The sequence below is a fragment of the Paenibacillus sp. LS-5 genome, from assembly GCF_056121505.1.
On sequence record NZ_JBWAVA010000004.1, the window covers coordinates 413422 to 440287 of the forward strand.

General features: G+C 48.1%; 26 protein-coding genes and 2 rRNA genes. 9 read left to right on the top strand and 19 right to left on the bottom strand.

Annotation, left to right across the window (positions count from 1 at the left end; genetic code table 11):
• Positions 1–4: 4 nt before the first annotated feature.
• From AC0MA3_RS09395 to AC0MA3_RS09415, 5 genes are all read right to left on the bottom strand, one after another.
• Positions 5–877, bottom strand: coding sequence for a carbohydrate ABC transporter permease (locus AC0MA3_RS09395; RefSeq protein WP_474655968.1), 873 nt, complete (start codon positions 875–877; stop codon positions 5–7).
• Positions 878–917: 40 nt separating this feature from the next.
• Positions 918–1820, bottom strand: coding sequence for an ABC transporter permease (locus tag AC0MA3_RS09400; protein WP_474655969.1), 903 nt, complete (start codon positions 1818–1820; stop codon positions 918–920).
• Positions 1821–1914: 94 nt separating this feature from the next.
• Complete coding sequence (locus tag AC0MA3_RS09405; protein WP_474655970.1) at positions 1915–3522, bottom strand: extracellular solute-binding protein; 1608 nt, start codon at positions 3520–3522, stop codon at positions 1915–1917.
• Between the two features lie 370 nt (positions 3523–3892).
• Entirely contained in the window at positions 3893–4543 is a 651-nt protein-coding gene (locus AC0MA3_RS09410; protein ID WP_474655971.1) for a metallophosphoesterase, read from the bottom strand.
• Between the two features lie 284 nt (positions 4544–4827).
• Positions 4828–5244 (bottom strand): MarR family winged helix-turn-helix transcriptional regulator, encoded by a 417-nt coding sequence (locus tag AC0MA3_RS09415; protein ID WP_474655972.1) that lies wholly within the window; start codon positions 5242–5244, stop codon positions 4828–4830.
• Between the two features lie 136 nt (positions 5245–5380).
• Between AC0MA3_RS09415 and AC0MA3_RS09420 the strand changes: the two genes are divergently transcribed.
• Positions 5381–5851 (top strand): DUF2798 domain-containing protein, encoded by a 471-nt coding sequence (locus AC0MA3_RS09420; RefSeq protein WP_474655973.1) that lies wholly within the window; start codon positions 5381–5383, stop codon positions 5849–5851.
• A 100-nt stretch (positions 5852–5951) separates the two neighbouring features.
• The gene (locus AC0MA3_RS09425) at positions 5952–6329 is read left to right on the top strand and encodes a hypothetical protein (protein ID WP_474655974.1); all 378 of its coding nucleotides are present in this window, start codon (positions 5952–5954) and stop codon (positions 6327–6329) included.
• A gap of 18 nt (positions 6330–6347) precedes the next feature.
• Here AC0MA3_RS09425 and AC0MA3_RS09430 read toward each other — a convergent pair whose 3' ends face one another.
• Complete coding sequence (locus tag AC0MA3_RS09430) at positions 6348–7265, bottom strand: helix-turn-helix transcriptional regulator (RefSeq protein WP_474655975.1); 918 nt, start codon at positions 7263–7265, stop codon at positions 6348–6350.
• 98 nt (positions 7266–7363) lie between these two features.
• On the opposite strand from AC0MA3_RS09430, the gene AC0MA3_RS09435 reads away from it, so the two are divergent.
• Entirely contained in the window at positions 7364–7828 is a 465-nt protein-coding gene (locus AC0MA3_RS09435) for a VOC family protein (protein ID WP_474655976.1), read from the top strand.
• A gap of 101 nt (positions 7829–7929) precedes the next feature.
• Complete coding sequence (locus tag AC0MA3_RS09440) at positions 7930–8499, top strand: YdeI/OmpD-associated family protein (protein WP_474655977.1); 570 nt, start codon at positions 7930–7932, stop codon at positions 8497–8499.
• A gap of 19 nt (positions 8500–8518) precedes the next feature.
• On the opposite strand, the gene AC0MA3_RS09445 is transcribed toward AC0MA3_RS09440, so the two are convergent.
• The 5 genes from AC0MA3_RS09445 to AC0MA3_RS09465 form a co-directional block, all read right to left on the bottom strand.
• Positions 8519–9487: an ROK family protein gene (locus AC0MA3_RS09445; protein WP_474655978.1), complete on the bottom strand. Its 969-nt coding sequence runs from the start codon at positions 9485–9487 to the stop codon at positions 8519–8521.
• Between the two features lie 26 nt (positions 9488–9513).
• Positions 9514–10692 (bottom strand): ROK family transcriptional regulator, encoded by a 1179-nt coding sequence (locus AC0MA3_RS09450; RefSeq protein WP_474655979.1) that lies wholly within the window; start codon positions 10690–10692, stop codon positions 9514–9516.
• 120 nt (positions 10693–10812) lie between these two features.
• On the bottom strand, positions 10813–12081 hold the full coding sequence (locus tag AC0MA3_RS09455) for an erythromycin esterase family protein (RefSeq protein ID WP_474655980.1): 1269 nt from the start codon (positions 12079–12081) through the stop codon (positions 10813–10815).
• A gap of 34 nt (positions 12082–12115) precedes the next feature.
• On the bottom strand, positions 12116–13459 hold the full coding sequence (locus AC0MA3_RS09460; protein WP_474655996.1) for an LTA synthase family protein: 1344 nt from the start codon (positions 13457–13459) through the stop codon (positions 12116–12118).
• 37 nt (positions 13460–13496) lie between these two features.
• Positions 13497–14771 (bottom strand): MFS transporter, encoded by a 1275-nt coding sequence (locus tag AC0MA3_RS09465; protein ID WP_474655981.1) that lies wholly within the window; start codon positions 14769–14771, stop codon positions 13497–13499.
• 198 nt (positions 14772–14969) lie between these two features.
• Between AC0MA3_RS09465 and AC0MA3_RS09470 the strand changes: the two genes are divergently transcribed.
• A complete protein-coding gene (locus tag AC0MA3_RS09470) occupies positions 14970–15602 on the top strand; it encodes a LysE family transporter (RefSeq protein WP_379160901.1) in 633 nt (210 codons plus the stop codon).
• On the opposite strand, the gene AC0MA3_RS09475 is transcribed toward AC0MA3_RS09470, so the two are convergent.
• The 3 genes from AC0MA3_RS09475 to AC0MA3_RS09485 form a co-directional block, all read right to left on the bottom strand.
• On the bottom strand, positions 15603–17042 hold the full coding sequence (locus AC0MA3_RS09475; RefSeq protein ID WP_474655982.1) for an amino acid permease: 1440 nt from the start codon (positions 17040–17042) through the stop codon (positions 15603–15605).
• 155 nt (positions 17043–17197) lie between these two features.
• Positions 17198–17896 (bottom strand): SDR family oxidoreductase, encoded by a 699-nt coding sequence (locus AC0MA3_RS09480; RefSeq protein WP_474655983.1) that lies wholly within the window; start codon positions 17894–17896, stop codon positions 17198–17200.
• Positions 17897–17949: 53 nt separating this feature from the next.
• Entirely contained in the window at positions 17950–18405 is a 456-nt protein-coding gene (locus AC0MA3_RS09485; protein WP_379159934.1) for a VOC family protein, read from the bottom strand.
• 181 nt (positions 18406–18586) lie between these two features.
• Here AC0MA3_RS09485 and AC0MA3_RS09490 point away from each other — a divergent pair, with 181 nt between their 5' ends.
• The 3 genes from AC0MA3_RS09490 to AC0MA3_RS09500 are packed head-to-tail and all read left to right on the top strand — an operon-like array spanning position 18587 to position 21612.
• A complete protein-coding gene (locus AC0MA3_RS09490) occupies positions 18587–19468 on the top strand; it encodes a carbohydrate ABC transporter permease (RefSeq protein WP_474655984.1) in 882 nt (293 codons plus the stop codon).
• Positions 19468–20307, top strand: coding sequence for a carbohydrate ABC transporter permease (locus tag AC0MA3_RS09495; protein ID WP_379159928.1), 840 nt, complete (start codon positions 19468–19470; stop codon positions 20305–20307). Before AC0MA3_RS09490 ends, AC0MA3_RS09495 begins: the two co-directional genes overlap by 1 nt.
• A gap of 39 nt (positions 20308–20346) precedes the next feature.
• Positions 20347–21612 (top strand): ABC transporter substrate-binding protein, encoded by a 1266-nt coding sequence (locus tag AC0MA3_RS09500; protein ID WP_474655985.1) that lies wholly within the window; start codon positions 20347–20349, stop codon positions 21610–21612.
• 58 nt (positions 21613–21670) lie between these two features.
• Here the strand turns inward: AC0MA3_RS09500 and AC0MA3_RS09505 are convergent, their stop codons facing one another.
• A complete protein-coding gene (locus AC0MA3_RS09505) occupies positions 21671–22258 on the bottom strand; it encodes a TetR/AcrR family transcriptional regulator (protein ID WP_379159922.1) in 588 nt (195 codons plus the stop codon).
• 286 nt (positions 22259–22544) lie between these two features.
• Between AC0MA3_RS09505 and AC0MA3_RS09510 the strand changes: the two genes are divergently transcribed.
• On the top strand, positions 22545–23978 hold the full coding sequence (locus tag AC0MA3_RS09510; protein ID WP_474655997.1) for a DHA2 family efflux MFS transporter permease subunit: 1434 nt from the start codon (positions 22545–22547) through the stop codon (positions 23976–23978).
• Positions 23979–24165: 187 nt separating this feature from the next.
• Here the strand turns inward: AC0MA3_RS09510 and AC0MA3_RS09515 are convergent, their stop codons facing one another.
• The 4 genes from AC0MA3_RS09515 to AC0MA3_RS09530 all read right to left on the bottom strand — a co-directional run.
• A complete protein-coding gene (locus AC0MA3_RS09515; protein WP_474655986.1) occupies positions 24166–24654 on the bottom strand; it encodes a pyridoxamine 5'-phosphate oxidase family protein in 489 nt (162 codons plus the stop codon).
• A gap of 242 nt (positions 24655–24896) precedes the next feature.
• Positions 24897–26249: a sodium-dependent transporter gene (locus AC0MA3_RS09520; protein WP_474655987.1), complete on the bottom strand. Its 1353-nt coding sequence runs from the start codon at positions 26247–26249 to the stop codon at positions 24897–24899.
• A 189-nt stretch (positions 26250–26438) separates the two neighbouring features.
• Positions 26439–26555 (bottom strand): 5S ribosomal RNA (gene rrf / locus AC0MA3_RS09525).
• A 134-nt stretch (positions 26556–26689) separates the two neighbouring features.
• A 23S ribosomal RNA gene (locus tag AC0MA3_RS09530) occupies positions 26690–26866 on the bottom strand; the annotation flags it as partial.

Below are 26866 nucleotides of genomic sequence, written 5' to 3' on the forward strand. Positions count from 1 at the left end.
CGCATTAACCTTTGACCGCACCGACCATCATTCCGCTGATGAAGTAGCGCTGCAGGAACGGATAGACGATCAGAATCGGAAGGGTTGTGAAAATAACACTCGCCGCCTTCAGGCTCTCTGGCATCAGCTTGTTCATGCCCAGACCCTCCTGCTGCATCAAATCGCTGACCTGGTTATTCTGAATCATCTGGTACAGCTTGAGCTGCAGCGGATACAGATCAGTGTTGTTGATGTACATCAAGGCATCCTGGAATCCATTCCAGCGACCTACAGCGTAGAACAAGCTCAAGGTAGCCAGCGCGGGAAGCGACAAGGGAAGAATAATGCGGAACAAGGTGCCCAGATGGGTAGTTCCGTCAATCTCCGCCGCTTCTTCCAGGCCTTTGGGAATGCTATTCAGGAACGAGATCAGAATGATCATATAGAAGGGGCTGATCAGACCCGGCAGCACCAACGCCCAGACCGTATCCAGCAGATGCAGATTGCGGACCAGGATGTAGTCGGGGATAAGACCGCCGCTGAAGAACATCGTAATGACAATAATCAGCATGAACCATTTTCGTCCCCGCAGATCCTTTTTGGAGAGCGAGTACGCAACGGCTATCGTCATGGCCATAGACAGTGCTGTGGCCAGAATGGTCAGAAAGATCGTGAAACCAAGGGAACGGATCATAGACATATCGGAGAACACCTGGGTGTACGCTTCAAAGCTGATTTCTTTGGGGAAAAAGCTGACCAGTCCAGCCATAATCGGACGGCTGGAGCTTAAGGATATCGCAATAATATGAATAAAAGGCATTAGGCACAGGACCACAACAAAGGTTATTAGCAGGACATTAAAGACATCGAATATCCGGTTAGTTGCGCGTTCACTCATTTTTTTCTCCCCCTCATTCTCTGTTTGTTCCGGCTCTGGACTAAAGGATACTCTCGTCCGCCAGTTTCTTGGATGCATAGTTCGATGCAAGCAGGAAGATCAATCCTACCAGGGCTTGGAACAGACCCACTGCGGTTGCCAGTGAAATCTGGCCGGATTCGATACCGACACGGTATACAAAGGTACTGAGTACTTCCGAATAATCCCGGACAGCGACATTACCGATAATGAACGGGCGGTCGAAGCCGATGGAGATCATGTTGCCCAGGTTGATGATGAGCAGCGTAGCGATCGTGGTTTTGATGCCTGGCAGGGAAATATGCAGAATCTTCTTGAACCGGCTGGCTCCGTCTACCTCTGCTGCCTCGAACAGCTCTTTATTGATACCGGTCAGTGCTGCAAGATACAGGATGGTTCCCCAGCCTGCGCTCTGCCATACGCCGATCAGAAGGTAGGTGACAAGCCAATAGTGTTTATCAGAGAGAAAAGGAATAGCATCAAGGCCCAAGCCTGTCAGCAGATTGTTAATGAACCCCGATTGGGTACCGAATACCTGCAGTACAATGCCTCCGATAATCACCCAGGAAATAAAGTGCGGGACGTACAGGATGGTCTGGGCCAGCTTTTTGAACCAGGTTATTCTGAGCTCATAGAGCATGATGGCCAGAATCAGAGGTGCGGGAAATGAGACGATCAGATCCAGCAGATTGAGCATCAGCGTATTGCGCAGCGCCTTGAAGAAATTGTTGTTCTGGAACACTTCCCGGAATACATCCAGGCCTACCCATTCACTGCCGCCAATCCCCTGGAAAAAGTTGAAGTCCTTAAAAGCGATCTGCACCCCGTACATGGGTCCATACTTAAAGATAATGAAGTAAATGACCGGCAGCAAAAGCAAACCATATAACTGCCAGTGCCGGCGTAAATATACTGAATTCCTCACAGCGTTCACTCTCCCTCTTCCGTCCTGCGGCAGCGGATGGCAGGGGAGCCGGAGACGGCTCCCTCTACCGATACTTCGCCGTCATTCAGCCTTTTTATTTGGAACTCATTTCCTTGTATGCTGCGGTGCGCTCGTCCAGAATCGCCTGGCCTCCGCTAGCCATGTAATCCTTGATCATAGAATCATAGGCGCTGTCGAACTGGTCGGGTTTGATCATGGTCATTTTCACGATAATTTCCTGGAACTTGTCAGCCAGCGCCGTGCCATATTTCGCTTCCGCTTCGATCGGGTGATCGAATTTCACCGGCTGAATGTTGTCTGTATTCGAGATTTCTACCGATTTTTTCATATCTGCCTGATATTTCTCCGGTGTCTGGGCAATGTATGCTGCTTCATTCTTGGCATCGTCTCCGGCATATTTACCATTAACGATGATGGCAAGGTCACCGAAGTTGTAGATCCGGTCCATAGCTTCCTGAGTCGCATCCGGTTTCACTACAGGCACTCCGTTTACGAGGGTATAGTTCTCGTTCTCTACACCAAACTGCATATCGAAGAGGTTCGTGTCTGAAGCCATCCAATCGAGATATTTCAGGGCGGCTTCAGCATTTTTGCTGGATTTCGGAATCATCACGTACATGGCGTTTGGCGCATAAGCCGGCTTGGCATGTTTGCCCTCCGAGTTGGTGAACGCATCAACAGGTGTCATTACAGCGCCAGGCACATTGGCCTGCAGATTTTCGTAACCGCCATTTGCTGAGAAGTACAGTTCCCCTGCATCCTCTGTATAGAAGCCCAGCAGACCATTCTGTAAATTCTGCCACAGCTGCTTCTTGTCTTTATCAAGACCGAAATCCTTACTGATGAGACCTTCATTGTATAACTTGTTCATGAATTTCAGTCCATCCTTGAAGCCCGGAAGCAGTGTTGGATAATCATTAGAGCCGAGCTGCTGGGTTAAGGTATACTTCTGCTCATCAGTGAGCGGCTGGATGAAGGACCAGAGAAGCGGCTCATATTGGGCGGACGCCAGACTCACACCGAACGGAATGACCTTGCCTCCGGTATTACCCGGGTCTTTATCCTTAAAGGCTTTGAGTGTAGTGTAAAGTTCATCTGTGGTCTGCGGTACTGGCAAGCCAAGCTTGTCCAGCCAATCCTGACGAACGTAACCCGCGTATTTGCCAAGTACAAGTCTTCTGCCCGGAAGTGCGAATTGCTGTCCTTTATATTGTCCGTAGGCCAAAGTGTCCTCGCCCAGGAATTTCTTGAGGTTCGGTGCGAATTGATCCAATAACCCGGTAAGATCCGTCAGTCCGCCTTGCTCAGCATACCGGTTGAAGGTTCCTGAATCGTAAGTAAACACAATGTCTGGCACTTCACTTTGGCTGGCCATCAGGACATTCAGCTTCTGTATCTCTTCCGAACGCGGCACCGGGACAAACTGGACATCAATATTGTTCGGCTTGCCAAAACGTTCCTGCACCAGTCTAGTCAAATAACTGTCGGTGATGGTGTACCCGGCGGGCGAGTTCCCCCGGTCGAACAACTCTACTTTTAATGTAGTAGGCTTGGATGTTTCTGACGCTGCATTCCCGCTGGCTGTATCCTCCTTGGAAGAACATGCGGATAATACCATAGAGGAGATTAATACGACCGCCATTGCCGGACTTGCCCATTTCTTAGACCATCTTGTTGTCATTCTCTCATCACCTTTCCCCTTTTGATGTTATTTAACATGTCATCGAATGTTCAACCGCTGGTTTGTGGTGCCTTCGATGTCACTTAGTATTACATAGGAATGCAAATACGCACAATAAACCATTTTCTGTTGATGATTATGGGGATTCAGGATCTATATATGTAGTAAACCCTGACAAATAAACAATTATCGTTAAAAGTAAACTGCATTCCCTACACTAAAAGGACGTGACTCCTGCCAGCATTTAGCCCTATTCTGATCCTGACCTGGACAATTTATGCCAGTGATGTAAGGTATTTGCCTTTAGGAAGAAAAAAAGACGCTCCTGTCTATTCCAGGAACGCCTGCAAAGCCTATATGGTACATTAGCCTACATGACTTTTACCCGAAAAGCTTCAAGACTGACCCGATTCCCGTTAATCGTCAAGGACGCATCGTAATATCCCCGGTCCCCGTTCGGCTTGCATTTATACCCTCCTGAGCATCCGCAGACGAAAAACTTGGTTTTGGCAAACCCCGGGTAGATATTGGTAAGCTTCCGGTAGAATAAATGTCCATGATGCGTAAAAATGGCGAGTATCCGGTCTCTTGCCTTTGGAGGGATTGCCATGAAAAACTTGCTCGTTTCTGACGCGCTCAGGACATGACTGGGGTCTACCGTAATTCCGGCTATCTTCAATGGCCAATGAAAATCAATCACATAATAGTTTCTATCGTCCAGCTGCTTCAGCAGCGCCAGGCTGGCCGGACTGAACTGGCCCAATGCGCAATCAAGCCAAACGTACTTCACCTTGCCTTGTGTTCCCGGGAAGTTCATTTGTCCGGACACTGCACCCAAATATTTGGTGAATAACGGCCGGGTGCTGGCCTCCCAGTTACCTATGGATGCTTTGTAAGGAATACTCCCCAGCGTATGAGTCACAGTGTCCTTGAAGTCCCTGTAATACTCATCCGCATGATTCCCATGATCCGCTCCCGCTTGCGCATTGTCGCCGCCGAAGATCACAAACCGCGGTTTCACACTGCTGACTGCTTTGGGCAAAAGGTTCTTAAATATGGCGGAGCTGTTCCATATCCTACATGACTGTCCCCAATTACCGCAAAGCGGATAACCTGGGCCTTGACCGAGGGACTGACTGCCCGTTTAACTGCTGTTCTGGAGCGGAGAAGTCTTGGGGAGGTTGGTGAAGCCTGCTTGTTCATCCTGTCTCGCCTCTCTCAATGGTTGGTCAGATACAATAGTATTTATATTCAATACCCCATTGCATATCTTGGACATAAGAGAGGTATTCAGAAGTTTATACGCTACAGCCATTCCTCCGCCAAAAGCTTCTTCAGCAGTTCAACCTGCTCATTACCTAATCTATTTGCAATCGCCCGCTCCATATCCACCTTAACCTCCAGCATATTCCGGCAAGCCTCAGCGCCTTTTCCGGTTAGCGCGATATGCTTGTCCCGGACGTTGCCCTCGACCTGAACGATCTTGACATATTCTTCATCAAGCATGCCATTGATGCATTTCTGAGCGCCTTGCCGGGAAATATGGATTAATCGGCTCATTTCCGAAATAGATAGACGGGTATGCAATTCAAGCATAGCCAGAATATGAGTCTCAGTCTTGTTAAGCGGATAGCTGCTCCGTCCGTTTACCTCTTCCCGTAATGCTTTATGCTTCTCACTGATTAAGTCTATTAAATTTAGCTTTTGTATATAATCCTTCATGCGTTGTGCCTCCAAATATACAAGTGATTTTAGTGTAGCACTTACAGCATATTTTTTGTCAACCAGGTTGACGATATTTTCATTGTCTGATAGTATGATCGCAGTCACAAAATTAAAATTCAAGGGAGTTAAAGCAATGGGAACGAATAAAAAAGAGGCTTTTATCTTTACAGCAATCATGTGTACGTTCATGGTGCTCTTCATGAGCATTTATAATGTGGTGCTCTCTACAGGCTGGACCAGCCGCGTTATTACTGAGGTAGCCATCGGGTTTGTACCTGCATTGATAGTCGGGTTATTCATGGATGTGGTGGTAGTCAGCAGAATAGCCAAAGGAATCGCATTCAAGCTAATTAAACCGACCGATCCCACGATCAAAAAAGTGCTTACCATTTCCTTCTTCATGGTGTGCGGAATGGTGCTGTGCATGTCCTTATATGGCACCCTGGCACACTACGGATTCCGCGGCAACTTTCTCGCCCATTACTTTTCAACGGTAGGATACAATTTCATCTGCGCACTGCCCCTGCAAATCCTTATAGTCGGTCCTCTCACCCGCTTCCTGTTTATGCGAATTTTCCCGGTACAGGTTCAGGCTGCAGCGTAAGGATTGAATATATTGGGGCGGGATTTACTGAACAGATGCTATACTTATTACCTGATCCCTTTTGCACCAGATGATAAGTATTGTATATGGGAGTGATTTCATGATAACAGCATGGATTGGAAGTCTGACTTTTTTGGCAGTAGCTATATTGTACTTCTTATTAGCTCTGGGTTTGCCTTATGGAGATTTTGCGATGGGCGGTAAACACCGAATAATGCCGAAGCAAATGAGAATTGCTTGTGCAGTATCAGTAATTATTCAATTATTTGCGATACTAATCATACTACAGGCCGGTAATGTAATTTCCATTGGAGCCATTGCTCCCTTTGCTCAATGGATCTGTTACTTCTTCGCCTTTTATCTTACCCTTAACACAGTTATGAATTTTCTGTCCAAAAGTAACAAAGAAAGGCTGGTAATGACACCCTTATCCTTCGTCACCGCGGTCTGCTTTTTTATCACCGCATGGAATGGTTAAATACCTCGGGCGTTACTTTCATGTAGGAGCTAAATATTTATTCACCATTTCAAGTAAATAATCCCGAAATTCATCTACATATGATTTGGGCTCTATGATTTCTAGATTTGTACCGAAACTTGCCAGAAATTGAAACCCAATACTATTCTGAGGAATATCAATCGTGGCTAAGAAACATTCAGAACTATAATTTTCAATACGCTTTCGGCCGTACCTTTCAATGAATTGATCTTTAATGCTAGGCGTAATTAACACTTTAATTGCGACTAGCTGCGGTTGATAACCGGTTGCACCTTGTTCTAATTCATTATTTCTAGGGATATATGTTGTTTCATCCATTTTAAGATTATCGATCCTGGCTAATTTAAACGTTCTATAACTCTGACGATGTACACAGAATCCCTTCAAATACCAACTCGTTTCGCTAAAATGAAGCTGGTACGGCTCGACAATTCTATTCGTCTTGGTGCCATTTATATCTATATAATCAAAGGATACTAACCTTCTCTTTAATATTGATTCCTGGCATATCTTCAGGGTTTGAAGAATCTCAGACCTCCCCTCCCAATCATAAAATGACAATTGGATTGAACCTTTCATAGATAACGGGCTAACCATGGCCTCAATTTTTTTAATTGTCATTTCCACTTCTTCGCTAATTAGAATTTGTTCCAATCCGCCAAGCGCAGTCAATATATTCTCTAAGTCAGAATTGCTTAAAAGACGTTTATCCACCTTGTATTCGTCCATCATACGATAGCCGCCATTTACTCCATGGATGGAATAGACCGGAATGTTGGATAAGCTGAGTGTCTCCATATCCCGGAGTATAGTCCTTTTAGAAACATTAAATATATGTGCGAGCTCGTTAGCGGTAACGATCTCTTTTTTGAGCAGGATCATGATTATAGATATTAATCTCTCTACCTTCTCCATAGTTTCACCTTTTAGTATTTTATTTATAAAAGGTGACAATGTAGCTGTCACCTTTTATAAATTATACTACATTTATCACAAGAAGGAGGTATTGCCTGATGTCAGCTATTGCATATATAAACTTTGATGGAACTGCGGAACAAGCAATTGAATTTTATTCGGGGGCTTTGAATGCAAAGGAAGTAAAGAAGGTACAATTTAAGGATTTTCCCCAAGATCCTAACTACCCATTGCCAGACAATGAGCTAAGTATGATTATGGAGTCTTCCCTAGAATTTGCCGGGGGCAAAATCATGATGTCGGATATTCCGCCATCAATGAAGCAAGTAACGGGCGAGTTGGTTACAGGCAACAATGTATTAATCAGTATCATGATGGATGACAAACAGGCACTGAATCATTACTTTTCTAATTTGTCTGCAGGTGGTTATGTAATCATGCCGTTATCCGCAATGCCCTGGTCTTCCTGCTTCGGAATGTTGGTTGATAAATTTGGGGTGGTGTGGAAGTTTAATAGCGATGCTGATAAGTTCCTTGATACAGTCCTTTCCAGCAAACAGTAACACATTTACAAAAAATGGTCTTGTATGTAGAGACCATTTTTTGTGTTCTTTTCTAATATTGGCATTAGAAATTCATTTAGAAAGGATGATCTGTTATAGCTATGGAAATTGAAAAATTAATTCCAGTACAATCGAGAGAAGATTTAAGGACCTGGCTGCAGAGACACTGTACAACGGAGAGGTCTTGCTGGGTCCTGGTTAGTATGACGCCCACCCCTGATAAGTTATTATATTGGGACGCCGTTGAGGAAGCTTTGTGCTTTGGATGGATCGATGGAGTCAAGAAGAAAATCTCAGAAACTGAGCTGGCACAGAGACTATCACCTAGAAGCAAAAAAAGCTCATGGACAGAATTGAACAAAGAACGAGTCCGCCGCCTCGAAAAGTTGGGGTTAATGAGCGACGAAGGAAGAAAGATATTGCCCGATATGGACCCCGGTTCTTTTACAATAGATTCGGTTATCGAGCAAAGGTTAACAGAGGAGCAGGAAGTATATGAGAATTTCATGACATTCCCGGATCTTTATAAAAGAGTTCGAATCGACACGGTACAAAGCAATAAGAAGCAGCCTGAATTATTTAATAGCAGATTAGACAAATTCATAATAAATACGAAAAACAACAAAATGTATGGTCAATGGAACGATAAGGGACGTCTACTGGACTACTAATCATTAAATGCTTAACTTATTATTTACCTGCCAGCCTCGTTCTGACCGCTGCCGCAGCCCCGATTGCACCTGCTTGATTGCCAAGAACCGCCTGCCTGATGAGCAGTGGTTGATGAGGGGCGTAACGGCTGACCCGGTCTGCAATCTCTTGGACATATCCCGCATTCTTCTCCACAACGCCGCCGCCGAGAATGATCAGCTGCAGATCAAGAGTGATCGTAATGTTCTTAATAGCAACTGCCATCTGGTCATAGGCCTGATTCAGGATTTGTACGGCTGCCGGATCATCCTGTGCCGCCGCCGCAAATACATGTTCTGCCCGGACGGGTCCACTTCCAGCCAGTTGCCGGATTAAGGAGGGGTTGTTCTCCTGAGCCATTTCATCAACAGCCTTCTGGCCTATACCTGTTCCGGATACGGCCATTTCAAATGGCCCGAATTCACTGTTCTGCGTATCTGTAGAGGAAGAAGTCTCCCCAGGTTCAAGAATCAGATAGCCAATCTCGCCAGCAGCAAATCCCGCACCACGATATATCTGTCCATTTAGATACAGTGCACCACCGATCCCCGTTCCTACCGTAATCATCATAAAATGCTCTGAACCGCGGGCAGCTCCGGCAAAATGTTCTCCAAGCGCCGCCATATTCACATCATTGTCCAGCACGACTGTCCCCGGATAATGGACAGCAATAAGCGGACGGATATCCACGGCTGGCCAATTCAGCGCAGGGGCACTCGTCAGAATCCCCGTGAATTCATTCATCACCCCGGGAAACCCGAAGCCAATCCCGCTCAGCGAAGAAAGGTTGCCCCCGTTCTTCACGCAGAACTGCTCTAATTCGCCAAATAACCAGTTGAAGAACAACTGCGGGTCACCCGTCAATTGTGTCGCCAGCTTATGCTGTGCAAGAATATTTCCTTGTTCGTCTACCAGGCAGAGCAACGTCTTGGTTCCGCCAACATCAATTCCAGCACTGTGTATCATCATCCAAGTATCCCTCCTGATTTCTACTCCTAAGACATTGCCGCCGACTCTTCACGAATACGGCCAAATGCAGCCTGCACCGCAACTTGGACGGCTCCGAGAACGACATCCTTCTCCCTGTAATAGGAGACCCCTAGCCGTGGATTGCGGTTCCATCCGGTTAACCGGGCCTCCAGCCTATGAAGCAATACGTCCCCGTTGCTGCCGATGCCTCCGCCCAAAATAATTGATTCCGGAGCGATTACAGCGCAGATATTGGTTAACGCTTCTGCCAGTAGCCCGCAATACTCATCCATAAGGCTCTCAGCCAGAGGATTGCCCCTTCTGGCTTCCTCGAATAATCTTTCGGGAGAGCAATTGGCTCCATCTCCGGAAGAGCTCTGCTCCTCTGCAAACCTGCAGGCAAGCTTTATAAGTCCCTTTGCAGATAGTACATCCTCAAGCTTCCCTGCACTCAGACTCATGTTGGCCAGTTCTCCTGCGCCTCCGCCCATACCACGGTATATTTCGCCCTGAATAATAAGGCCTCCCCCGGTTCCCTCGCCTATCGAGAAGTACAAGAGTGATCGGCCAGCTCCCTCAGGGGAGATGGAATGCTCCGCCAAGGCCGCCAGATTCACATCATTTTCAGTGATGACGGGTACTGGCAACAGCTGTGCCAAACAGGTAAGCTGCAAGGTGTTTTCCAGTCCTGCAAGCGGCGAGACCAACCCGGACACCACGCCGCTTGCAGGATCAACTACACCTGGAATGCCGAACGTTGCAGCTTTAATCTGTTCCCATGAGACTGCGGACTCCTTAAGAAGACCTTCTATACCCTGAACTAATAGGGCTTGGAACTCTGAATCCGTCAGGCTATGCACAGGCATTGCCAACTGCGTGTATTGGACGATCTGCCCCCCCATGTCTGCAAGCGCTATTCTTATCCGGGTTGCCCCGAGATCAACACCGATCACGTAGAAGCAATGATTATTGAATTCAAGCAGGGTTGCTTTTCTCCCTTGAGAATTATCAGCCCTGCCTGTTTCCCGGACCAGTCCCCGCTGGATAAGATGCGTAATGGCCGAAGACACGGTGGGTTTGCTTACTCCGGTTTGACGGCTGAGGTCTGCCCGGGAGAGTGGACCACCAGCTAGAATCATGTCTAGAATCAGCAGCTCATTGAGTTGGCGCATGGATCTTGGCGTTCCGACAGACTGTATTTTCATGATTCATCCTCTTCAGTATAGTTAGTTAATTTTATTAACTAACTATACCTGCTAACCGCAGTTTTTTCTAGCCCTCAAGACAAGTATTTTATTTATTGAATCTCTCCCGGCTGTCTCTGATCAAGATGTAAATGCAGCCCCAGCCTGAACCGGAGACAGCGCATGGGTATGGTCCAAATAAATAAAAGCATCATAACGCTTTGATATGACAGAGGGAACGTAATTCCCCCGCTCCCGTTCAGGATGATAGACCACACCAATAGCCCGGTGTCCGATAACCTTCTGGTCCAGTACAGTCGCTCCCTGACTGAACAGGAGCAGTTTATCTTCCGCTCCATCCCGGTGCAATAGCTCTTCCCAGCTGTTCTTCAGCGCCGGCGGAACCTGCATTACCTCCGCAGGAGCCCCCCAGGCTCTTCCGGCAATAACCGTTCCCTGGTATGTGCCAAAACCAACGGCATATACTGCGGTTCCATATTTCTCACGCAGTATCTGTCCTACATTGACCATCTGATCCTGTGCCATATCTGTTGCCCGGGCATCACCAATATGAGTGTTATGCTCCCATACCACTGCCCTGGCCCCCTCACCATAGAACTCCATCAGCTTGCCCAGAGCCGCCACCATATGGCGGTCCCGGATGTTCCACGAGTCGGAGTCATGCCGTATCATCGTCCGGTAATAGGATTCCGCCCCCTGGACGGTCATCGCATTGAGCTCGGCGCTTAATGCATTCTCGCGTTCCGCCGGCCCGGCCTGCTTCCACTCATCCTGAAGTTTGCTTAACAGCGAAATAACCTCCTCCTCGCAGCCTTCTCCATACAAAGAAGCAGATATCCCGTATGACTGTCCTTCCCTGTCAAAAGGCTCAAAGCATTCAAAAGCATGCACAGCCGCTTCCAGGTCCGGACTGCCTTTAGAAGTGAGGTATTTCAGGATCTCATCCATGGATTCCCAAAGACTATACATATCAATGCCGTAAAAGCCAACCTTCTCCGAATCCGGCCGCTCCTGATTATAGCTGTGCAGCCATTCCGCAAGCTCAATAATCTCCCGGTTAGCCCACATCCACGTAGGCCAGCGGGTATAATCGCTCAGTGCCGCCTGTGCATCCTCTGCCGCATCCGTGTACCCTTTGATATAGCGGTTAAGCGTATAACAGGATGGCCAGTCCCCTTCAACGGCGATGAATCGAAAGCCTTTTTCCGTGATCAGACGTTTGGTCAGCTCGGCACGCACGCAGTAGAACTCCGAGGTTCCATGTGAAGCTTCCCCAAGCAGAACATAGCTGGCACTGCCGGCCTCGGTAATCAGATTTTCAAAAGCTTTTGCATGGTCCAAAGGTTGTGCCAGCTTCCGTATCGATTGCATTAGTGTATGATTATCCATGAGCCTTCACTCCTCAATCTTGTTTTGTGAACCGTTAAGTTTCCGGTTTCTTGACTCCCGCACGTACTGGCAACTGCCTTACATAGCGGTCGGACTGCTTCATCCGTTCCATAATATAGTCATAGTCTGACTTATAGGCACTGATATCCTCGACACGTTTAAGCGTTCTGATGGAGGTGGCTTTCCCGTCCTTGAAACCTTCTTTTCCCGGGATAAACAGTACTTCATCATTAAAAAACGAGCCTATGGGCAAATAATAACGCATTCCCACCACATTATGTCCTGTATTGATCAGATCCTGCCCAAAAGCCGTAAATCGTTCTGCCTGCAGATCAATGCCCATGATATTGGCGATTGTCGGGAGAATGTCGGTCTGACCTCCAGTCTGTTCTATCCTTCTCCCACTAAGTTGTCCCGGCAGATGAATGAGCAGCGGTACATTAAAAGTACTGATATTTTTGTGATAAGGAATGTTCAGGGTGTCGCTAATCTTTTGGGGATTATACTTTTTCTTACTGAGTCCAAAATGGTCCCCGTATACAACAAATACGCAGTTATTCCACATACCCGCTTGTTTTAGTTTATGGATGAAGGTCCCCAGGGCATAGTCCGCATAATGGATGGCCGTAAAATAATCCCCGAGCGTCTTGCCGTCTAAAGCCGCATTCAGCTTCAGCCGCTTCCTGTCTTCCGGGATGGAATATGGAGAGTGGCTGGAGACGGTCACCAGCTGGGCATAGAACTTTTGATGCTTCTGTGCTAAGGCATGCAGCTTGTTGAAACCCACCCGGTAAAGCTCCTCATCGGAGGCTCCAAACCGGTTAAACTTCTCTTTGCGGTAATAGGGCCGGTCATAATAGGTGTCAAAGCCCAGTGCCGGATACAACTGATTCCGGTCCCAGAAGCTCACATCATTAACATGAAAGGTGTTTGCAATATATCCCCGCATATGCAGCAATCGGGCCATGCTGGGAAGCTTCCGGTTGCCGTATTTGGAAGACATGGGGGACCCCCCTGCCGGGTAGATGGAGGTATTGGCAGCAAACTCTGCATCTGATGTATTTCCACGGCCAATTTGCTGAAACAGATAAGGGAAATATAAGCTTTCATCCGCCAGTTCATTCAGAACAGGAGTCAAAGGCTGGTCTTGTACAGATTGATTGAGCAGGAAATTCTGGAAGGATTCCAGCTGAATCATAATGAGATTGTATCCTTTTCCTGCTCCAAAATAAGCTTTAAGGCCGTCTGCGCTCCGCATGGCAGCAAGTTGCTCCAGGCCGGAGTCAGTCTGCACCCTCTTGTAGGGATGCCAGAGAATAAGCGCAATACTGACAAGAAATACAGTCCCGAGTATATAGGCTTTCCGGATAGAGAACATTCCCAATCGATTCGCCGCTCCTCTCCTTCCTGACCGCTTACCTTGCGCGTTGCCGCCACAGTGGTTTGCTCCCCAATGTTCCCGGCTTCTGGGGACGGTCCTCTTTGTTGCTCCCTTCGCTCGGTTTTACGGCGAATAACGTTAGGAGCGCCCCTACCGTCCCGACAGCTGCCATAGTTCCGAACAGTACCCAGTGCCCTCTCGTCATTAGAAGAGAAACAACAGGCGGGCCCAGAGCCACACCGATGAAGCGCATGCTGCTATATAGAGACGTAATGGTTCCCCGGTTCTCCTGTTCGATACTCTCCGTAATCAACGCGTCCATGCAGGGCAATGCTACGCCGATTCCGATACCGCTCAGACTAAGAAAGCCGACCATGAAATAGATATTATTATTAAAGCCTGTTATAACCATGGCTACTGTCAGCAGCACCATACCTCCGAAGCCGAGCCATTTCATCAGCATCTTGTTCTGGCCAATAACCTTGCCGCTGCCGTAAGAAGCCAGACATAACAAGGCCAGTGGAATCGCCAGCACAAAGCCTTTGGAGGAGCCGTGTAGGTTATATTTGGCCTCCAGGGTTTCCGATAAGTAGAATAAAACTCCAAAAGTCACAAACATACATATCCCACCAATGGCAAAAATGGAATATAGCCAACGTCCTTTTTCACGCAAAATATCCTTGATTTCTCTTAAAAACTGTTTGATTGCTTTTTTCTCCGCCTGCTCTTCAGCTTTCGGCTCCTTTACAAGCAGAATCACCAGGGCAAAGGAGATCAGACAAAGTATTGGAATCGCAATAAATGGAGCGTACCATAACAAAGTTCCCAGATAAGCACCCAGGATGGGACTAAGCACTTTACCGAACGTATTCGAGGTCTCCACGACACCCAAACCTTTGCTGACCTCTTTCTCATCCTTGAACAGATCCCCAACAAAAGGAATAACAATAGGAAAGGCCCCAGCTGCCCCAATGCCTTGGATGAAGCGCCCGGCCAATATGACCCAGTATGCTACAGTCCCCTCCAAAAACCACGCGGCGGCGACACAACCGGCCCCGCCCAGCGCAGCAATGATCAAGCTCGGCAGAATAACCTTTTTCCGCCCATACCGGTCAGATAAGTACCCCGCAATCGGGATCATCAGGATAGCAATGAGGCCGTACACCGTAATAATCATGCTGACCTCGAAAGCGCTGATCCCAAGCTTGCTGGAGATTTGCGGCAGGATAGGCAGCAGCATGGAGTTGCCTAATGTCATGATCAGCGGGATGGAAGCAAGCGCAACCAGAGCCCCTTTCTGTCCCTTCATGGTAGACCCACCTTTATCATTATTCACATGTTGGTTATTGTGGTTTCCAGCGAAGGATTTAATACACATGGCCCCATATAGTTATCTGTAAGTATCATGCAGAAGCAATTGATTACTCGGAGGCTATGTTTTCGTTGTCCTATAAACACTCCTGACAGAATATGCTAGCTACAGAATAGTAAAAAGGGGGCGGGCACTATTAATGTATTCATAGGTTATATCTTTTTGGGGCTGTCGCTTTCAGCTCCGATTGGACCGATCAATGCTGCGCAATTGGACAAGGGGATCCGTGGAGGCTTTATGCATGCCTGGTTTGTCGGGCTTGGAGCCATAAGTGCAGATATCATCTACATGCTTCTGGTGTATTTTGGAGTTATACATCTGCTGGATGCCCCTTTTGTCAAAGCGTTTTTGTGGTTGTTTGGTTTTTTTGTGCTGGTATACACAGGGGTGGAGAGTATCAAAAATGCAGGTATCATCGAGGCCAATGAAATGAGAAGCAGCGAGGCTTCCCTTTCCAAATCCTTTCTGGCCGGATTCCTGATGTCATTATTCAATCCGCTCTCCATCCTGTTCTGGCTGGGGATTTACGGCTCCATTCTGGCAAAAGCCGCAAGCGAGTATCCGATGCAGCAGCTGCTGATGTACAGCAGTGCTATTGTACTGGGAATTCTGCTGTGGGACGTATCCATGGCGGCCGCCTCCAGCGTCTTCCGCAAATTGCTGACTACCCGGGTGCTTAAGTCCATCTCGGTGCTATCGGGACTCTCGCTGGTCGGCTTTGGCTTTTATTTTGGCGTACAAGCTGTACAATTGCTGTTTTTTCATTAACTAGAGCTTGCTTTTGCGCATGCGGATTCCTTTGATCCTGAATTCGGGCCCGCCTGCCAGCCCATGATGCCTAGCAGCCTGTTCACCTACCGGGCCTTGTTCCGCAGAACCGGCCTGTCTCTTCTTGCGCACCTTGTGCACAATGAGGTCGGTTGCCGCAATTAAAGCCACCAGCAGCAGACTAATATAAAATCCCGGCCGGCTGATCTCATGGAAGAGAGTACCGGCAACAGCCGCGCCAATTAACACCAGGCCTGTCCACCGCTTAAGTCCGCTTAATTTCGCTGCCTTCAGCAGCTTTCCGGATGACAGCAGAATAAAAGCCCAGTTGTATAAAAGCATCAAACCTGCAGCTGTAGTGATATATTCATACACCTTCCCAGGCAGCAGCAGAGACATCACTATCGCTGCAATTAACCCGACAGAGATCAGACACATGGCGAACAAGGGGTACTTATCCTTTAATTTCCGCGAGAAAAGCTTCGGTGCATCCCCTTCCTGCGCCAGAGTCAGCATCATCGATGTCACCGCATAGAGCGAAGCCGTCATCGTCGAGAATCCAGCGATAATCAGCACACCATTGAACAGATGCGGCACAAAGGCCAGGTGATCACTGGCCAAGGCAAGCACAAATGGACTTTCTTTTGGATTAAACGCACTTAACGGCACCATGGTCACGGCCAGGCCAATAGATATAACATATACTGCAGTCAACAGCACCAGCATCACTTTTCCTGCTTTCGGCGCTTCTTCGGGCTTGTTCAGCCGGTAGGACATGATTCCCAGCACCTCGATACCGCCGTAAGCATAGAACGCAAATATAAAAGCAGACCACAGTCCGATGCCTCCGGCTGGAAACAATGCATGAACCGTAACCGGAAGTTTGGGCGTGTATTTACCGCCCCCGATCCATCCTGCCAGCAAAGCCGCTGCCAGTACCATGAACATTAGGATGGCAGCCACCTTGATCACAGCCAGCACATTTTCAACACGGTCAAAGCCCTTGTTCCCGAAGAAGACAATCAGCAGGCCCGTCAAGCCAAATCCTGCCGCAAAGATCCACATAGGCACTCCCGGGAACCAGAACCGGGCAAAAATGGATAATGCCGTAAGCTGGCTTCCCATGATCAAAAGCTCCGAGAACCAGTACACCCAGCCGCTGGCAAAGCCAGCCCAGCTTCCAAAAGCCTTTTTGGCATAAGAACGGAAAGACCCCTGCTCAGGATGATCTGCCGTCATTCGGGATAAGGCATCGAACACTACATAGGTTCCGGCAGCAGCAAGAATGTAGGCCAGTAAAACCGCTGGTCCTCCAATGGAGATCGCCAGACCGGAACCCAGGAAGTAACCGGTACCTATGGTACCCGCTACGCCCAGCAGGCTCAGCTGCCACCATTTTAGTTTTTTGTCGTCTTTAGCATTGCCGGAAGCTTTGTCCAAATGAATTCAGTCCTCACCTCTATAGGATTGTGAAGTGCTCACTGTGTATAGGCTCCCCACCCTTTTTCAATTTCATTAAGCGGCGAGACCGAAAAAAAGAGAACCCTACAAGCATCTATCTCTTGTTAGGGTTCTTCTTATAGTTAGCAACACACCTATATATCCATATCCTTGCCAGTATAATCTACGAACATGAAGCGGCCTTCCGGCGTAACGCGCTGCTCGATCAGGCGGATAATCCCTTCAGCGCTGCGGCGCGGATTCGTCGGCGCCTCTTCTCCACCCATATCCGTATGCATCCAGCCGGGGTGAACGCTGAGCACATGGATGCCACGTTCCTGCCCATAGACATTTAGCTGCTGGGTGAACATATTGAGTGCTGTTTTGGAAATAGCATATGGATAATCGCCAGGATAGGCATGAGTGAGGCTGCCTGCTTCGGATGAAATATTGATAATGGAAGGTCCGGGCTCCGTGAGAAGCGGCAGAAAGTGTTTCACCACCCGCATCGGTCCGTACAGATTAATATCCATCGTTGTCTGCATAGCCTGCATATCTAGCTCTTCAATGGGAGTATTGCGTGCGGTCAGAACCGCTGCATTGTTAATTAACGCACCGAGCTTCCTTCCTTGACTATTCAGACGGCTTGCCAAGGAGGCAATCCCTTCTTCATCCGTCACATCAAGTTCAGCTATAGTCAGCCTGTCTCCATGATCCGCTGCGAGTTGAGATAATGCGTCCTGTTTCTGAGCAGGATGGCGGACACATGCGATGACACTGTGCCCCCGCTCAAGCGCTTCGGCAGCCAGTTCAATACCCAGTCCCCGGCCTGCACCGGTAATTAGTATATTCATAACAGATTCCTCCTTCATCTAAGCTTTAGGCCGAACACGTATTTATAGAATGATTAGCTGCCGTCGTTCTCCAGCAGTTCCACAAGCACCTTCAGCTCCTTGAACGTATCCATATAAGCATAACGTCCCCCGGTATATTCACCCTTCTGCTGAAGCGGGAATCCTTTGCCTTCCAGCAGCATGATCTTCTCCTTCATCCCTTCGATCACAAAAGCAATGTGATGTGGACCTTCGCCATGCTCATTCAGATAATCCCGCCAGGTGCTCGGTTGATGATCCGGCTCAATCAGCTCCAGCTGCAGGGATCCCATATCAAAAAAAGCCAACTTCGCCCGTGCTTCGGTCTCCCCGCCGTAGTAACGGGTCTGGGCTATATCAGCTGTATCCGTAATGATAATTTCTGGCTTTTCCAGTCCAAAAAAGTCCGCATACGCCCCGCTGACCTTCTCTACATCATTCACCAAAATCCCAATTTGCGTAATGAAATGATTGCCAAGCCATCCTGACATGCTTCATACCTCCTTGTTTTGTGACCCATCTACCATACCCGCATTATGAAAAGGCTGTCAAGCTGAGGTAGTGGGGACCTTCGTCTGTTTTTATAGATGGAAAATTCTAGTCTTTTTGTTTCGGTTCATTGGGGTTCGGTTATTTATTGAAATGTTACATTCCACAGAGAGGTGAGAAGCGATGGAGCTTAAAAGAAGATCACGTCTGATGCAGCAGTTTATTTTTGTCGGGCCAACTTCACTCTTTTTCTTTGTCATTGTGCTGATTCCGTTCTTTTTGGGACTATACTATTCATTTACGAGCTGGAACGGAATTTCGCGGCATGTCGAATGGACCGGGCTAAGAAACTATCTACATATATTCACCAAAGATCCTTCCTTTTTGCATTCATTCTGGTTCACAGCCAAGTTCACCTTGTTCGGCCTGGTGCTGACGAATCTGCTCGGTTTTACACTCGCTTATATACTGACCCGCAAGCTGCTCACCCGCAATGTACTGCGAACGGTATTTTTTGTCCCTCATGTAATCGGCGGCTTGCTGCTCGGATTCATCTGGCAGTTCATATTCGTCAGAGGGTTCGCGTCCTTGGGACAAGCCACCGGCTGGTCCTTCTTTACTCTGCCGTGGCTTGGCACGGAAGCAACAGCCTTTTGGGCCATAGTGATTGTCTTTGTCTGGCAAAATGCAGGCTATCTCATGGTCATCTATATTTCGGCGATCAACAACGTTCCACAGAGCCTGATGGAAGCCTCCAAAGTAGACGGTGCCGGGCGGATGCAAGCCTTGCGCCATGTTACGATTCCGCTGGTGATGCCGGCTGTAACCGTTTGCCTGTTCCTGTCGATCTCCTGGTCCTTCAAGCTGTTTGATCTGAACCTGTCCCTGACCAAAGGCGGCCCCTTCAAAGCTACCGAATCAGTGGCGCTCAATATTTACAATGAGGCTTATACCATCAGCCGGTTCGGCATGGGCTCGGCCAAAGCGATGGTTTTCTTCGTCATTGTGGCTGTGATCTCGCTGCTTCAGGTCAGAGCAACCAAGAAAAGAGAGGTGGAGCTGTGATGGAGACTACTGCTAAGAAATTCAGTGCCTCCCTGCTGCTTGCCGAGTTGCTTATGATTGTGCTGGCGCTTGTATTTCTGGTTCCGTTTTATTTTCTGCTGGCGAACTCGGTGAAAAGCTACAGTGAAATTCTGTCGGATTCAGCTGCGTTTCCTTCCGTATTCCAATGGAGCAATTACACCGGAGCCTGGAAAGCCACCGATTTCCCGCGTGCCTTCCTGAACTCTTTTGTGGTCACAGTAATCAGCAATATACTGCTGGCGTTCCTATGCTCCATGTGTGCCTACAAAATGGTCCGCAATAACAGCAGATATAACCGTATTCTTTATGCGGCTCTCGTAGCAGCCATGGTGATTCCATTTCAGGCGATTATGATACCGTTGGTCCAGATCGTAAGCAGTCTGGGCGTAATGGATTCGACGGCGGGTCTGATTCTGGCCTATCTGGGATTCGGCGCTCCCATGACTGTTTTCCTTTTCCATGGCTTTGTGAAATCTGTACCTATCGACATTGAAGAAGCGTCACGGGTGGACGGAAGCAACCCTTACAGCACTTTTTTCCGGATTGTCCTGCCGCTGATGCAGCCGATCATCGTTACCGTCATCATTCTGAACACCTTATGGATCTGGAACGATTACCTGATGCCTTCGCTCATTCTGCAGGACCCAGTGCTCCGCACCATCCCTATCGCTACCTACAGCTTCTTCGGACAATATACGAAGCAGTGGGATTTGGCGCTGCCGGGTCTTGTGCTTGGGATTACACCTGTAGTTATCTTTTTCCTGCTGATGCAGAAATATATTATTGAAGGAATTGCCCAGGGTTCCGTCAAAGGCTGAGGATTCACGCGACTTTTCAGGCAGAGAGGATGAATCAATATGATCAACACACGCGGACTTCTCCTCGCATGCTCGGTGCTGCTGGTTGGACTGACGGCCGGCTGCGGACGCGGCAGCGACAATGCGGGTGGAATCAAAACTGTGCATATCTACCAGTTCAAGGTAGAAATATCTGAAGCGCTGGCTTCACTGAAGACCGAATTCGAGAAGGAGCATCCGGATATCCGGCTGGAGATCCAGAGCGTGGGTGGCGGCAGCGACTATGGTGCCTCCCTGCGCGCCAAGTTCTCTTCCGGGGATGAGCCGGATATCTTCACCATTGGCGGCAACAATGAACGGGATATGTGGCTGGAATATTTGGAGGACCTGAGCGGAGAAGCCTGGGCCAAGGATGTGAAACCTCTGGCTGCTGAACAAATGACTGTGAATGGCAAGATATATGGGATGCCGATGAATCTGGAAGGATACGGCTTCATATATAACAAGGATCTATTCAAACAAGCTGGAATTACTGGAAAGCCGCTAACCCTGACCGCTCTGCGGGAGGCGGCAGAGAAGCTGAAGGCTGCTGGTATCACACCTTTTGCCAACGGGTATCAGGAATGGTTCGTGCTTGGCAATCACAATGTGAACGTGGCCTTCGCCCAGCAGGCCGATCCTGTAAGCTTCATCGCCGGCCTGACAAACGGCTCCAAGACCTTCGCCGGGGACCCGGTTTTCTCCAAGTGGATCAACCTGCTAGATTTAACAGTGGAGTACGGCAACAAGAACCCGCTCTCGACCGACTATAATACCCAGGTGACCATGGTGGCGAGCGGGGAAGCGGCAATGATGCAGCAGGGCAACTGGACCCAGGGCCAGATTGACGGGATTAATCCGGATCTCCATCTCGGCATACTTCCGATGCCAATTGATGATTCAGCGGAGGACAATGACAAGCTATATGTCGGGGTGCCCAGCAATTGGGTGGTTAACAAGTTCTCCCCTGTCAAAAAGGAAGCCAAGATCTTCCTGAATTGGCTCGTGGCCTCGGAGACTGGCAAAAGATATATCACTAAGGAGTTCCAATTCATTCCGGCACTCGATAGTATTCAGGGCACCGAAGAGGATCTGGGAGCTCTGGGTGCAGAGGTTCTGGAATATACCGATAAAGATCAGGCCCTGACCTGGAACTGGTCGCGCCTGCCAAACGGAATGCCGCAGGAATTATCCAGCAGTATCCAGGGTTATCTTGGCGGCAAACTGACTAAAAAAGGCATGCTCAAGGAGTTTCAGGTCAACTGGGATAATCTGAGTGTGCAATAATTGTGTGTATCCGACAGCGCCCCATATATAAAGGGAATCGGGCGCTGCGGATCTGATTTTAGAGTTGATTATTGAGACCAGACCGGAGCATAGTAATTTGTTTTGCAAGATATTGCGGCGTATATGGCATGTCTTTACGAAGCCAGGCCACAATGGTACCGATCACAGCTGCAGATCCATACCAAATGGCAATTTCTCTTTGTACACTTGATTCTGCATGGCCGGAGATGCTCTGTTTTCCCTCCAGCCTATTCATGATCAGTTCTGATTGTAGCTTGAACAACCGGTCTGTAAAGACCGTAACTTGACGTGTTGTAAAAATAATTTTATAAAATCTGGCATTCGCCTCAATATGTTTGAGAAGGTTCTCCAGCAATGGCCATTCCTCATTTTCTTCCAACTTCGAATTGTTATCCAATACCTTTTGAATATCCTCCACCATTTCATCCGCCATTTTTTCGAGCATATCCGGGATATCCCTGTAATGAAGATAAAAAGTAACCCGATTGATCTGGGCCCGTTCTGCAATGCGGTTTACCGATATTTTCTCGATATCCATTTCTTCCAGCAACTCAATAACAGCATTTCTAAGTAATTGGCGGGTACGCAATACCCGCGGATCTATACGAGGTGTTGTATTATCCATTCTGCTCGCTCCTTTTTTCACAAGTACACTACAATTTCACCTGATGTGTAGTTTTTCAGAGGGAAAATTTACAATTTTAAATTAACCGTAAACTAATCGACATTTTTTCAGAAATCGTTGCTTGCTTACATCTTATTTTCATCTATAATCAACTTTATGCATTGTAAACTATACAACACATTGTAAATTTAGTCCATGATTGACGATTTGAAAGGATGGAGTAAGAGTGAGTAGAGAGACAGTAGCAACAAGCAGTTCCGTCAAAAAAGGCCCCATCTTGTTCATTATGATATTGGGCGCCTTTCTTGCGACACTGAATCAAACAGTAATGAGTGTGGCCGTGCCCGAATTAATGCATGATTTCAATATCACAGCTGCAACAGCCCAGTGGCTAACGACCGGCTATATGCTCGTTAACGGTGTTCTGATCCCCATTACAGCTTATTTGATGCAGCGGTTTACAACACGTGAGCTTTTCCAGGCCTCAATGTTTATATTCTTAGCCGGAACGGTCGTATCTGCCCTCGCGACGAGCTTCCCGGTTCTGCTGACCGGGCGTATGATTCAAGCTGCCGGCGCTGGAATTATAATGCCGCTGCTCACCAATGTCATTTTAGCCCTCTTTCCGCGTGAAAAACGTGGAGCGGCCATGGGTATGGTCGGGTTAGCAATTATTTTTGCCCCTGCGATAGGCCCTACTCTGGCAGGATATATCCTGGAACATTACTCTTGGGAGACTATGTTCTACGGAATGCTGCCGCTCACAGCCATTGTTATCATCTGCGGGTTCATTTATTTGAAGAATGTTTCGACACGCTCGTATCCCAAAATCGATATGACCAGTGTCATCCTCTCCACGATCGGCTTCGGTACACTGCTGTACGGCTTCAGCCGGGCAGCCAGCGCCGGATGGTCAAGCGCCGAAGTCCTGCTGTCCCTAGCTGCAGGCGTCCTGTCTCTAGGCCTGTTCACCTGGCGCCAGCTGGCGTCGTCTACCCCGCTGCTTGATCTGCGGGCCTTCAAATACAACATGTTCTCCTTGACTACGGTTATCAGTATCGCGGTAACCATCATCATGTATGCGGATATGATGCTGCTACCTCTGTATCTGCAGAATGCACGCGGCTATACAGCTATGGAGTCCGGCTTGCTGCTGCTTCCCGGTGCCCTTATTATGGGACTGCTAATGCCGGTCACCGGCAAGCTGTTCGACCGGTTCGGGGCCAAATGGCTTGCCGTCATCGGACTGCTGATTACCATTTTGACGACCTTAAGCTTTGTGAATCTGACAGATTCCACCAGCTACATGTATCTGGTGTTCATGTCCACCGGACGACGGATCGGGATGGCATTGCTGCTCATGCCAATCCAGACATTAGGGTTAAATCAATTGCCATCCAATCTCAACGCGCACGGCACCGCGATCTCCAATACTGTCAGACAAGTGTCCGGTGCTGTCGGAACTTCACTGCTTGTCACCGTGATGACCAGCCGTACCACAACACACATGATGGATATTATGGCCGCCGGCGGTAAAGGCTCTACGAAGGAGCAAATGATTACACAAGCCTCCATCCAAGGCATCAATGATGCATATCTGGTGATTGTGGGCATTGGGATCATCGGCTTACTGCTCGCCTTCTTCATCAAACGTGTGGGACAGGAATCCGGGCAAGAACCCGATGTCCAGCTGAACAAGACTATTGCTGAAAAAGCCTAAGAAATATGAAAAACGAAATGGCTGGAATTCTACTTATCCGGTATTCACTGAATTAATATGTACCTGATTGATGCATAGCCGACTGGTACAATAGATTATGTAATAAAGAAACACCGGTCTGCCGGGCAGCTTAACTGCTCTGGCAGACCGGTTGTGTTTTGTGGAGATCATTAGATTAACAAGCCTTCTATAATTCGACCGTCTGGTTGAGATTCGACCCCGCCGTATCCTGATTCGTTATTCGTTTAAACAAGTAAGTCGCCTTCTCGGCCAGATTACCGCTCTTCCAATATTCAGCCGCTTCAGCCTGAACCTGGATCAGAATTACCTCAGGATCATCATAGCTGGTCTTTAGAAAAGCACCATACGCTGCATTCCAAAATTCTTTTTTCTTATCCAGATCCTCAACGATTCTCGCCGTTCCTCGAATAGAGACGTAGGATTTGTCGGCATACACGACGTTAACCCTGGGATCATGAAAGATTTCCTCGAACTTGCTAGTATCTTTTTTGGTTAGGAACCATAAATCTCCGTCGAATTCGACTTCCTGTGTCATCATTGGGCGGGACACCAGTCCTTCGGCAGATATCGTCGTGAACATCGCAGTATCGATGCCTTTGATCAGCGCTCTAACCGTCTCAACAGCTTCCTGATGATTCTTGTTCAAATCAGTCATGCTAATCGCCTCGTTTCTTCCGGGTTATAGAATAGGTTGTCCAAAGCCATATCCTTTATTAACCGAAAGGTGCAAAATGTTAACTACTAATTACCAATCCTATCCACTACCTAAGACTTAACGGGATGATCGAATGCGAAGAGGAACCTGATTCACTTCCCTTGGCTGATCATTAAACCAAATAAAAAGCTCTACAACCACAATGGTCGTAGAGCCTATTATCCATGCTGCAGATTGTTAAATTAGAAGCTAATGATTCCCGAGGTATGGAGCAGCACCAGAAACACCAGAACCGGGGCAACATACCGGAGCATAAATAGCCAGATGCGGAACCAACGCGCCTGTAGTCCAGCAGCTTCAGCTGCTCCCTTCCAGAAATATCCGGCAAAAATGGTGATCAGCAAACCGCCAAGCGGCAGCATAATGTTAGAAGTGATGAAATCCATCCAATCAAACAGGGCCTTTCCACCAAACGTAAGCTCAGGGAACATCCCCAGCGACATCGCTGAAGGAATACCAAGCAGGAAACAGATCAGCGACAGAATCCATACCGAACGTTGACGGCTCCAGTTCCAGCGCTCCATCGCGAAGGATACAGGTACTTCAAGCAGAGATACAGCCGAGGTCAACGCGGCAATTGCCAGCAGAATGAAGAACAGACCCCCGAAGAACGCACCGAAAGGCATAGCAGAGAATGCTGCAGGCAGAGCTATGAAAATCAGTGAAGGCCCTTGATCCGGGGCAATACCAAACGAGAACGTCGTCGGGAAAATAATTAATCCGGCAATGAACGCATACAGCAAGTCTCCAGCACCTATCGCAAGCGCAGCGGTGCCCAGTGACTGTTTTTTATCCACATAAGAACCGTACGTTAGAAGAATCCCCATCCCAAGCGATAAAGAGAAGAAGGCATGTCCCAAAGCGACCAGAGCGGATTCCGCCGTCAGCACCGAGAAGTCCGGTTTGAGGAAAAATGAGACTCCCTCGTTTGCGCCTGGCAAGGTTACCGCCCGAATCATCAGCACAATCAGAAGAACGACCAGGCCGGGAATTAATACTTTGTTAAACTTCTCTATCCCCCCCGATACCCCAAGGATAACTACACCAGCCGTTATGAGCATGGCTACACCCTGCCAGACAATCGGCGTGTACCCTGAGATAAAGGAGCCAAATGCACCGGCGTAATCCGTAGTGCTGAACAGTTGTCCATTGAAGGATATCATCGCGTAATGCAGCGTCCAGCCTGCAACAATAATATAGAAAGAAAGGATTAGAAAAGGCGCCACGACTTGCAGAATCCCTGCTGCCTTCCAGCCTTTTCCACCCCCGGCACGTATGAACGAAGTCGCTGCACTTCCGCGTCCACTGCGCCCGATAGCCAATTCGGCCAGCAATACCGGCAAGCCAATCAGTACCAGGCAGACAATGAATAGAAGAAAGAAAGCCGCACCACCATTTTCACCCGTAATATAAGGGAACTTCCACATATTTCCCAGACCCACAGAACTGCCGATGGCTGCCAGAATAAAGCCACTTGAAGAAAAACGTTCTTTCTTCTCCGAGAGCAGATCCTTCTCACCTTTAAATTGATTCATTCACCCATGCCCCTTTTTCTCTTTTAGCCTTCATTATAGCTTAAGTTCCCCTGAGAGTCTCATGGGAATTTCTGAACTTTCTAATAATTATTCCTTTTCGCTGTATAAAAACTCAAATTTTTTCACAGGTGCTTTTTTTATTTCATAACAAAAAAAGCCACTGTTGATTACTCAACAATGGCTTTCAGTGCTTGGCGGCGTCCTACTCTCCCAGGACCCTTCGGTCCAAGTACCATCGGCGCTGGAGGGCTTAACGGTCGTGTTCGGGATGGGTACGCGTGGAACCCCTCCGCTATCGCCACCAAACATGATTTTTCGAAGCTTCCGCTTCTCGAAATCGCTGCAAGAAAAGATCAGTCCTCACAAAGGACATGCAGCTTAAGGTGTACCAGGCTTGATCGCCTGAAAACTGAATCCGAAACGAATCTGCGTTTTATTTCTTGGATAAGCCCTCGACCGATTAGTATTGGTCAGCTCCATGCATTGCTGCACTTCCACCTCCAACCTATCTACCTCGTCGTCTTCAAGGGGTCTTACTAATTGGGAAATCTCATCTTGAGGGGGGCTTCACGCTTAGATGCTTTCAGCGCTTATCCCGTCCGTACGTAGCTACTCAG